At 68.6% G+C, this 9,520-nt stretch carries 10 protein-coding genes; 8 read left to right on the top strand and 2 right to left on the bottom strand.

Going from position 1 to position 9,520, the window contains the following annotated elements; translation table 11 throughout:
- The first annotated feature begins 118 nt into the window (after positions 1 to 118).
- Complete coding sequence (gene fusA / locus H9I49_RS20805; protein WP_188032321.1) at positions 119 to 2,236, top strand: elongation factor G; 2,118 nt, start codon at positions 119 to 121, stop codon at positions 2,234 to 2,236.
- A 102-nt stretch (positions 2,237 to 2,338) separates the two neighbouring features.
- Positions 2,339 to 3,535, top strand: a complete 1,197-nt coding sequence (gene tuf / locus H9I49_RS20800; RefSeq protein ID WP_188032320.1) for an elongation factor Tu — start codon at positions 2,339 to 2,341, stop codon at positions 3,533 to 3,535.
- A gap of 130 nt (positions 3,536 to 3,665) precedes the next feature.
- Here the strand turns inward: tuf and H9I49_RS20795 are convergent, their stop codons facing one another.
- The gene (locus tag H9I49_RS20795) at positions 3,666 to 4,172 is read right to left on the bottom strand and encodes a hypothetical protein (protein WP_188032319.1); all 507 of its coding nucleotides are present in this window, start codon (positions 4,170 to 4,172) and stop codon (positions 3,666 to 3,668) included.
- On the bottom strand, positions 4,169 to 5,323 hold the full coding sequence (locus H9I49_RS20790; RefSeq protein ID WP_188032318.1) for a WXG100 family type VII secretion target: 1,155 nt from the start codon (positions 5,321 to 5,323) through the stop codon (positions 4,169 to 4,171). The genes H9I49_RS20795 and H9I49_RS20790 overlap by 4 nt, the downstream gene beginning before the upstream one ends.
- A 139-nt stretch (positions 5,324 to 5,462) precedes the next feature.
- Between H9I49_RS20790 and H9I49_RS20785 the strand changes: the two genes are divergently transcribed.
- The 6 genes from H9I49_RS20785 (at position 5,463) to rplW (ending at position 9,504) form a co-directional block, all read left to right on the top strand.
- Positions 5,463 to 6,767, top strand: coding sequence for a M18 family aminopeptidase (locus tag H9I49_RS20785; RefSeq protein WP_188032317.1), 1,305 nt, complete (start codon positions 5,463 to 5,465; stop codon positions 6,765 to 6,767).
- Positions 6,768 to 6,827: 60 nt separating this feature from the next.
- Positions 6,828 to 7,250: a DUF393 domain-containing protein gene (locus tag H9I49_RS20780; RefSeq protein ID WP_188032316.1), complete on the top strand. Its 423-nt coding sequence runs from the start codon at positions 6,828 to 6,830 to the stop codon at positions 7,248 to 7,250.
- Between the two features lie 338 nt (positions 7,251 to 7,588).
- The gene (gene rpsJ, locus H9I49_RS20775; RefSeq protein WP_009775966.1) at positions 7,589 to 7,897 is read left to right on the top strand and encodes a 30S ribosomal protein S10; all 309 of its coding nucleotides are present in this window, start codon (positions 7,589 to 7,591) and stop codon (positions 7,895 to 7,897) included.
- A 13-nt stretch (positions 7,898 to 7,910) separates the two neighbouring features.
- Positions 7,911 to 8,564: a 50S ribosomal protein L3 gene (rplC, locus tag H9I49_RS20770; RefSeq protein WP_188032315.1), complete on the top strand. Its 654-nt coding sequence runs from the start codon at positions 7,911 to 7,913 to the stop codon at positions 8,562 to 8,564.
- Positions 8,561 to 9,208, top strand: coding sequence for a 50S ribosomal protein L4 (rplD, locus tag H9I49_RS20765; RefSeq protein WP_188032314.1), 648 nt, complete (start codon positions 8,561 to 8,563; stop codon positions 9,206 to 9,208). Before rplC ends, rplD begins: the two co-directional genes overlap by 4 nt.
- Positions 9,205 to 9,504 (top strand): 50S ribosomal protein L23, encoded by a 300-nt coding sequence (gene rplW / locus H9I49_RS20760; protein ID WP_188032313.1) that lies wholly within the window; start codon positions 9,205 to 9,207, stop codon positions 9,502 to 9,504. Before rplD ends, rplW begins: the two co-directional genes overlap by 4 nt.
- Positions 9,505 to 9,520 lie beyond the last annotated feature (16 nt).

Below are 9,520 nucleotides of genomic sequence, written 5' to 3'. Positions count from 1 at the left end.
CGGTATGCCGGGGAGCTCGCTCCACGGCATACCGGCGGGCACGCGCCCGCCCGTCGTTCGACGTGGCCCGGCGCCCCAACGATTTTCACTCCACGACGAATGAGACGAGAAACCTGACGTGGCACTCGACGTCCTGACGGACCTCAAGAAGGTCCGCAACATCGGCATCATGGCGCACATCGACGCTGGCAAGACCACGGTGACGGAGCGCATCCTCTTCTACACCGGTGTCAACCACAAGATCGGTGAGACCCACGACGGCGCGTCGACGACCGACTGGATGGAGCAGGAGAAGGAGCGCGGCATCACGATCACGTCTGCCGCCGTGACCTCCTTCTGGGAGGGCACCCAGGTCAACATCATCGACACCCCCGGACACGTCGACTTCACGGTCGAGGTCGAGCGCTCCCTGCGCGTCCTCGACGGTGCCGTAGCGGTGTTCGACGGCAAGGAGGGTGTCGAGCCCCAGTCCGAGACGGTGTGGCGCCAGGCCGACAAGTACGACGTGCCGCGCATCTGCTTCGTCAACAAGATGGACAAGCTCGGCGCCGACTTCTACTTCACCGTGCAGACGATCAAGGACCGCCTCGGTGCGGAGCCGCTCGTCATGCAGCTGCCGATCGGTGCCGAGAACGACTTCCTCGGCGTCATCGACCTCATCTACATGCGCGCCCTCGTGTGGCCCGGCGACGCCAAGGGCGACGTGACCATGGGCGCCAAGTACGAGATCGCCGAGATCCCGGCCGACCTCCAGGCGAAGGCCGCGGAGTACCGCACGGCTCTTGTCGAGCGTGTCGCCGAGGCCGACGACGACCTCATGGAGAAGTACCTCGGCGGCGAGGAGCTCACCGTCGACGAGCTCAAGGCCGGCATCCGCAAGCTCACCGTGAACTCCGAGCTGTACCCGGTGTTCTGCGGCTCCGCGTTCAAGAACCGCGGTGTGCAGCCGATGCTCGACGCGGTCGTCGACTACCTGCCCTCGCCCCTGGACGTCCCCCCGATGATCGGCCACAAGCCGGGCAACGAGGAGGTCGAGCTGACGCGAGCACCCTCCAAGGACGAGCCGTTCTCGGCCCTCGCCTTCAAGGTCGCCACGCACCCGTTCTTCGGCACGCTGACCTTCATCCGCGTCTACTCGGGCCACATCAGCTCGGGCACCGGCGTCATCAACTCGACGAAGGGCAAGAAGGAGCGCATCGGGAAGCTCTTCCAGATGCACGCCAACAAGGAGAACCCCGTCGACGAGGCCATGGCCGGCCACATCTACGCGGCCATCGGCCTCAAGGACACGACGACGGGCGACACCCTGTCCGACATCAACGAGCAGATCGTGCTCGAGTCGATGACCTTCCCCGACCCGGTCATCCAGGTCGCGATCGAGCCGAAGACCAAGGGCGACCAGGAGAAGCTCTCCACGGCCATCCAGAAGCTCTCCGCCGAGGATCCGACCTTCCAGGTCCACCTCGACGAGGACACCGGCCAGACGATCATCGCCGGCATGGGTGAGCTGCACCTCGACATCCTCGTCGACCGCATGAAGCGCGAGTTCAAGGTCGAGGCCAACGTCGGCAAGCCGCAGGTGGCCTACCGCGAGACGATCCGTCGCTCGGTCGAGAAGTACGACTACACGCACAAGAAGCAGACCGGTGGCTCCGGCCAGTTCGCGAAGGTCCAGGTGTCCTTCGAGCCCCTGGGCGAGACCGAGGACGGCTCGATGTACGAGTTCGTCAACGCCGTCACCGGCGGTCGCGTTCCGCGTGAGTACATCCCGTCGGTCGACGCCGGCATCCAGGACGCCATGCAGTACGGCGTGCTCGCCGGCTACCCGCTCGTGGGGATCAAGGCCACCCTTGTCGACGGTGGCTACCACGACGTCGACTCCTCGGAGATGGCGTTCAAGATCGCCGGCTCGATGGTCCTCAAGGAGGCCATCCGCAAGGCTGACCCGGTCCTGCTCGAGCCGATGATGGCCGTCGAGGTGCGCACGCCCGAGGACTACATGGGTGACGTCATCGGCGACATCAACTCCCGTCGTGGCCAGATCCAGGGCATGGAGGACATCAGCGGCGCCAAGGTCGTCAAGGGCCTCGTCCCGCTGTCCGAGATGTTCGGCTACGTCGGCGACCTGCGCTCCAAGACGCAGGGCCGCGCGAGCTTCTCCATGGAGTTCGACTCCTACGCAGAGGTCCCCAAGGCTGTTGCCGAGGAGATCATCAAGAAGACCCGCGGGGAGTGACTGCGGGCCATCCCGTAGTCTCTTTCATCGGAATCCACCCACAGCGCCCCGTCCTGCCCTGGTCGTACGGCGTAACACAAGAAAGTCCTGAGGAGGACCACAGTGGCGAAGGCAAAGTTCGAGCGGACCAAGCCGCACGTCAACATCGGCACCATCGGTCACATTGACCACGGCAAGACGACGCTGACGGCTGCGATTTCCAAGGTTCTGCACGACAAGTACCCGGACCTGAACCCCCAGTTCGCGTTCGAGGACATCGACAAGGCTCCCGAGGAGCGCCAGCGCGGTATCACGATCTCGATCGCGCACATCGAGTACCAGACCGAGGGTCGTCACTACGCGCACGTCGACTGCCCGGGTCACGCTGACTACGTCAAGAACATGATCACCGGTGCGGCCCAGATGGATGGTGCGATCCTCGTGGTCGCCGCCACCGACGGCCCGATGCCGCAGACGAAGGAGCACGTCCTCCTGGCTCGCCAGGTCGGCGTCCCCTACATCGTCGTGGCGCTCAACAAGGCCGACATGGTCGACGACGAGGAGATCCTCGAGCTCGTCGAGATGGAGGTCCGTGAGCTCCTGTCGCAGTACGAGTTCCCGGGCGACGACCTGCCCGTCGTCAAGGTCTCGGCGCTGAAGGCGCTCGAGGGCGACGCGGAGTGGGGCCAGTCGGTCCTCGACCTCATGGACGCCGTCGACACCTCCATCCCGGAGCCCGAGCGCGACGTCGACAAGCCGTTCCTCATGCCCGTCGAGGACGTGTTCACGATCACCGGTCGTGGCACCGTCGTCACCGGTCGTATCGAGCGCGGCATCCTCAAGGTCAACGAGGAGATCGAGATCGTCGGCATCCACACCGGTCCGCCGGCCAAGACGACCGTCACGGGCGTCGAGATGTTCCGCAAGCTCCTCGACGAGGGTCGCGCCGGCGAGAACGTCGGTCTGCTCCTTCGTGGCACGAAGCGTGAGGACGTCGAGCGCGGGCAGGTCATCTGCAAGCCCGGCTCGATCACCCCGCACACGGACTTCGAGGCTCAGGTCTACATCCTGTCCAAGGACGAGGGCGGCCGTCACACGCCGTTCTACGACAACTACCGTCCGCAGTTCTACTTCCGTACGACGGACGTGACGGGTGTCGTGCACCTGCCCGAGGGCACCGAGATGGTCATGCCCGGCGACAACACCGACATGACGGTCGAGCTCATCCAGCCGATCGCCATGGAGGACGGCCTCAAGTTCGCCATCCGTGAGGGTGGCCGCACGGTCGGCGCCGGTCGCGTCACGAAGATCATCAAGTGATCTGACGCTGCAACGCAGCACTCAGGGAGGGCCCGTTCCGCTTCGGCGGGGCGGGCCCTTCCGCACACAAGAACACCCGCCACACGGCATGCGCCGGTGTGGCGGGTGTCCCTGCCTTCGTCGGGGTCCGCTACTGGCCGAGGGCCACGAGCACGACGGTGTCGGAGTCGGCAGCGAGGTAGGCCTTGGCGCGGAAGCTGCCCTCGGCGAACTTCGCGTCGAGAGCCTCGGAGTGCAGGAACCCGCCGGCGGGGAGGGCGGAGCGCACGCCGTCCTCGACGTCGGGGGTCTCGGTGGTCGGCTCCGGGGAGGTCGAGCGCAGCGACGCGGCGGCATCGGGGGCCAGCTTGACGACGGCGTCGATCCAGTACGTCGACGGACCCGGCGCGTCGCCACCGAGCGTGCCGGACATCCAGGTCGCCGACACCGGCTGGCCGAGGGCGCTGAACCGCTTCGTCAGCGGCTCGAGGTCGCTGCGCACGTCGCCGGTGCCGGTCTTGGTCGCGGTGCTACTCACGGTGCTCCTCGTGCGGTCGTTCGTCGGGGTGGGCTCGGTGCTGCACGCGCCGGTCGTCAGGACCGGGATGGCGAGGCTCAGCAGGGCGGCGGTCGTGGCGGCGGCGGGACGGGCTCTCATCGGCTGCTTCCTCGTTCGTCGGCGCGGTCCTCACGGCCCAAGCCCGGCGTGCGCTCGACGTCGCCGGGGCCCACGTCGATGGTGGGCGGCGGTGTCCCGACGGGCCAGGTGATGGTCCGGGTGACCTCGCCGCTGGATTCGAACGGTTTGGCCCAGCCGATCTCGGTGAACCGGCCGTTCTCGTTGTCGCCGGCGCCCGTCGCGATGTCGGACTGCTCGGGGTTGAAGTTGTAGTAGTCCTCGGCGTGCACGGTCACGGTCATCGAGACCTGCCCGTCCTTGACCGTGACGTCGGCGCTGCTCCACTGCTGGTAGCCGCCTATGGTCTTCTGCCAGTTCTCGGTCTCGGGGTAGGCCGTGGCCGCGTGCGGGTCGTCGGTCAGGCTGAAGTGCGTGTTGCCGTTGCGGACCATCTCGTCAACGGCGGCCGCAGTGCGGGCGACCTCGGAGTTGACGTTGGCCGCGATCGAGGCGTCCTCCTTGTAGCCCTCCTCGTAGTCGAAGCGGATCGGCTCGCCGTCGTTGTCCCAGTAGTGCTCGTACATCGCGGTCGCGTCGTCGAGGTCCGACCGCAGGGCGCGGCCGCCCTCGAGCTTTGCCATCCACTCGGCCTTGGAGAGGTGGTCTCGCCAGTTCGAGTCCTTCGAGTCGTACTCGAACCCCTCGTCCCACTCGATGTCGGGCTTCTTCGGTTCGCCGAAGTCGTAGCCGTCGACGGGCCCACCGGTACCCGTGGTGGACGGCGGCGGGGGACTGGTCGGTGTCGGCGCGGGACCGGGGGAGGGGGACGGCGTCGGGCTGAACGACATCGGAACGGCAGTGGCGAGCGGGCCTGCGCCGCCACCCACGCCGCCGGAGCCGCCCTGGCCGCCGCCACCCTGTCCGCTCGCGGAGCGCTGCCTGGCGGCGTTCTCACGCAGCTTGGCCCCGAGGCCGTTCAGAGCGCGCTCGAGGGCGTCGATGCTCGGTGCGGACGAGCGCCAGTCACCGCGGAAGGTGTCGAAGTCGCCACCGCCCCACGCCGTGCCGAGCGAGCCGAACGCGTGGTCGACCGCGGTGCGCGTGGCCCGGCACTCGCCGGCGAACCTGTCGAGCTGCCCGGCGGCGCGCTCCAGGGCGTCCGGATCGGCGCCCTTCCTGTACACGACCACGTCTGCCGCCCTTCCCCGAGCTGTCACGTTCGCGGCGGCCGAGGCGTGGCCGCCACCCAAACCCTAGGCATGCTCGCCGCACGCGGCCAATGGGGAGCACTCCCCGGGGCCGGAGGGACGCCGGATAGGGTCGGGGGCCATGGCGCACTCGTTCGACACCGACACCGAAGCCCAAGGTCTCATCGACTACGTCGACGCCAGCCCGACGCCGTTCCACGCGTGCGAGCAGGCCGCGTCCCGCCTGGCCGCCGAGGGGTTCACCGAGGTCGTCGAGGCGAAGCCGTGGCCCTCCGGCCCCGGTCGCCACTACCTCGTCCGCGGTGGCTCGCTCATCGCGTGGGACACGACCGGCGCGCACGGCAGCGGCGGCGGTCCCGCTGCGGGCTTCCGCGTCGTCGGCGCGCACACAGACAGCCCCAACCTGCGCATCAAGCCGAACCCCGACCACTCCCGCGCCGGGTGGCAGCTGCTCGGCATCGAGCCGTACGGCGGGCTCATCCTCAGCTCATGGCTCGACCGTGACCTCGGGCTCGCCGGCCGGGTCGCGGTACGCGGCTCCGGGGGCGTCGAGTCGCGTACCTTCCACGGTCGCGAGGCGCTGCTGCGCGTCGCCCAGCTCGCGATCCACCTCGACCGCACCCAGAACGACGCGCTGACCCTCAACCGGCAGCAGCACATGGAGCCCCTCTGGGGCGTCGGCGACGAGCCGGGGGACTTCGTCGGATACCTCGCCGAGCAGGTGGGCGTCGACCGCGAGGACGTCCTCTCGTGGGACGTCATGACGCACCCGGTCCAGCCGTCGGCGCGCCTGGGCCGCTCGCGCGAGCTCATCGCCGCACCCCGCCTCGACAACCTCGCGACGTCGTATGCCGCTGTGCGGGCCCTGCTGGACGCCGTGTCCACCGAGCCGACCCACGTGCCGGTCGTCGTCCTGTTCGACCACGAGGAGATCGGCAGCACGTCGGAGCGCGGGGCGACCTCGACCCTGCTGCCGTCGGTCCTCGAGCGGATCGTCACCGCCGGCGGCGGCACGCGCGAGGACTACTGGCGCGCCCTCGCCACGACCGTCATCGCCTCGGGCGACATGGGACACGCCACCCACCCCAACTACGCCGACCGCCACGAGCCGCTCCACCAGATCCGCGTCAACGGCGGACCGGTCCTCAAGGTCAACACCAACCTGCGCTACGCCACCGACTCCGTCGGCGCTGCCGCCTTCCGCCTCGCGTGCGAGCAGGCGGGCGTGCCGATGCAGACGTTCGTCACCCGCAGCGACCTGCCGTGCGGCTCGACGGTCGGACCGGTCACGTCGTCGCTGACGGGGGCGACGACCGTCGACTTCGGAGCCGCCGCCCTGTCGATGCACAGCACTCGTGAGCTGATGGGCGCCGAGGACCCGGCGATGTACGCCGGCGCGTTGAGCGCCTTCCTCGCCCCCGCGTGAGGGGCGGCGGGCAGCTGCCCGCCACACGGCATACGCCCTCCGGCATGGAAGGATGGGCACGTGGACGCCCCACCGCTCGACGTGCCCGACCGGCCGACGCTCGTCTACGACGCGGACTGCGGCTTCTGCACGCGCAGTGCTCAGTTCGCCAAGCGCTGGGTCGACCGGCGTGACCGGTTCGACGTGCGGCCCTGGCAGGAGCTCGATCTCGCGGCCGTCGGCCTCTCGCCGGAGGACTGCGACGAGGCCGCGCAGTTCCTGACGGCGGACGGCTCGATCCGGTCAGGACACCGGGCCATTGCGAGCGCGGCGACCCACGGGGCGCCGCCCTGGCGGCCCGTCGGCTACCTGCTCATGGCTCCCGGCGTCTCCCGCGTCGCGGCGCGCGCGTACGGCTGGGTCGCCGAGCACCGCTACCGGCTCCCCGGCGGCACCGCGGCGTGCGCGCGAGAGCGGCAGGACCGGCCGCCTGGCAACCTGTGAGCCTCGCGCGCCGCGCCAGGGGCCACGGCCTGCGACGACGCGCGGCCTCGATTTGATAGTGCGCCGTACGCTCTGGCACACTTACCAGGTTGCTTGACGCGCGTCGCTGACCCATGTCGGTGTCGCCACCCCTTGAGAGCCTCCTGACGGGGACTCGCTCGGACTCCTCTCGGAGGCCCGAGGGAAGCGCAAGCCACCCGGTTCGGCCGGGCAATCCACGACGAGAGTCGCACTGAAGTGTGCGGCTTTCACCGCGAAGCGGGCGCGACACGCCCGACCTCGGGGGTCGGATGCCAAGGGAACCGGCAGTCATAAGCGAGAGAGAGACGTTACTTCAGATGGCGGGACAGAAGATCCGCATCCGGCTGAAGTCGTACGACCACGAGGTCATCGACAACTCGGCCCGGAAGATCGTTGACACAGTGACGCGCGCCGGCGCGACCGTGGTGGGCCCGGTTCCGCTGCCGACGGAGAAGAACGTCTTCGTCGTCATCCGGTCGCCGCACAAGTACAAGGACAGCCGCGAGCACTTCGAGATGCGCACGCACAAGCGCCTCATCGACATCATCGACCCGACGCCCAAGGCCGTCGACTCGCTGATGCGTCTCGACCTGCCGGCGGACGTCAACATCGAGATCAAGCTCTGAGGCGGTAGTTGACATGACTGTTGCTCAGAAGAACGTCAAGGGCGTGCTCGGCGAGAAGCTCGGCATGACCCAGGTGTGGGACGCCGACAACCGGCTCGTCCCCGTGACCGTCGTCAAGGCCGGCCCCTGCGTGGTCACGCAGGTGCGCGCCGACGAGACCGACGGCTACTCCGCGGTCCAGATCGCCTTCGGCGCGATCGACCCGCGCAAGGTGAACAAGCCGATGTCGGGCCACTTCGAGAAGGCCGGCGTCACCCCGCGCCGTCACCTCGTCGAGCTGCGCACCGCCGACGCCGCCGACTACGAGCTCGGCCAGGAGATCACGGCCGAGTCCTTCGAGGCCGGCCAGCGCGTCGACGCCACGGGCACGACCAAGGGCAAGGGCTTCGCCGGTGTCATGAAGCGTCACGGCTTCCACGGCGTCTCCTCCTCGCACGGCGCGCACCGCAACCACCGCAAGCCGGGCTCCATCGGCGGCTGCTCGACCCCGGGCCGTGTCTTCAAGGGCATGCGCATGGCCGGTCGCATGGGTGGCGTTCGCCAGACGACCCAGAACCTCCAGATCCACGCCGTTGACGCCGAGAAGGGCCTGCTGCTCATCAAGGGTGCCGTTCCCGGCCCCCGCGGTGGCATCGTCCTGATCCGCACGGCTGCGAAGGGTGCATGATCCACATGGCCACGAAGACCCCCAAGCTTCCCGCTGACATCTTCGACGTCCAGACCAACGTCCCGCTGATCCACCAGGTCGTGGTGGCGCAGCTCGCGGCCGCTCGTCAGGGCACGCACTCGACGAAGACCCGCGGCGAGGTCCGCGGCGGTGGGCGCAAGCCCTACCGCCAGAAGGGCACCGGCCGCGCCCGTCAGGGCTCGACCCGCGCCCCGCAGTTCGCCGGCGGTGGCGTCGTCCACGGCCCGCAGCCGCGTGACTACTCGCAGCGCACGCCCAAGAAGATGAAGGCCGCCGCCCTGCGTGGCGCCCTGTCCGACCGGGCTCGCTTCGACCGCATCCACGTCGTCGACTCCATCGTCTCGGGCGACGTGCCCTCGGCGAAGGACGCCGCCGCGGTGCTCGCCGGTCTGACCGAGCGCCCCAACCTGCTCGTCGTGCTCGAGCGCGGCGACGAGGTGGCGTTCAAGTCGGTCCGCAACCTGCAGAACGTGCACGTGCTGGTCGCCGACCAGCTCAACACGTACGACGTGCTGTGCGCCGACGACATCGTCTTCACCCAGGCCGCCCTCGACGCCTTCGTCGCCGGTCCGGTCAAGGCTGACAAGAGCGCTGACAAGGCCGACAAGGAGGCCTCCAAGTGAGCATCCACACCAAGGACCCCCGCGACATCCTGATCGCGCCGGTCGTCTCCGAGAAGTCGTACGGGCTGCTCGACGAGGGCAAGTACACCTTCATCGTCGACCCGCGCGCGAACAAGACGGAGATCAAGATCGCCATCGAGCAGATCTTCAACGTCAAGGTCGACAAGGTGCACACCCTGAACCGTCAGGGCAAGAGCCGTCGCACCCGTTTCGGCATCGGCAAGCGCAAGGACACCAAGCGTGCGATCGTCTCCCTCCGCGAGGGCTCGATCGACATCTTCGGTGCGGGCGCCTGAGATCGACGAAGAACAA

The sequence above is a fragment of the Terrabacter sp. MAHUQ-38 genome (genome assembly GCF_014518425.1).
Classification (GTDB): domain Bacteria; phylum Actinomycetota; class Actinomycetes; order Actinomycetales; family Dermatophilaceae; genus Terrabacter.
Note: the sequence above shows the minus strand (reverse complement) of the source record. Positions and strands in the feature narration are given on the sequence as shown.

Bases quoted from the DNA above. Each gene is read 5' to 3' on its own strand.
- H9I49_RS20795 (WP_188032319.1), bottom strand. From the start codon at position 4,172: ATGAGAGCCCGTCCCGCCGCCGCCACGACCGCCGCCCTGCTGAGCCTC.
- H9I49_RS20785 (WP_188032317.1), top strand. From the start codon at position 5,463: ATGGCGCACTCGTTCGACACCGACACCGAAGCCCAAGGTCTCATCGAC.
- rpsJ (WP_009775966.1), top strand. From the start codon at position 7,589: ATGGCGGGACAGAAGATCCGCATCCGGCTGAAGTCGTACGACCACGAG.
- rplC (WP_188032315.1), top strand. From the start codon at position 7,911: ATGACTGTTGCTCAGAAGAACGTCAAGGGCGTGCTCGGCGAGAAGCTC.
- rplD (WP_188032314.1), top strand. From the start codon at position 8,561: ATGATCCACATGGCCACGAAGACCCCCAAGCTTCCCGCTGACATCTTC.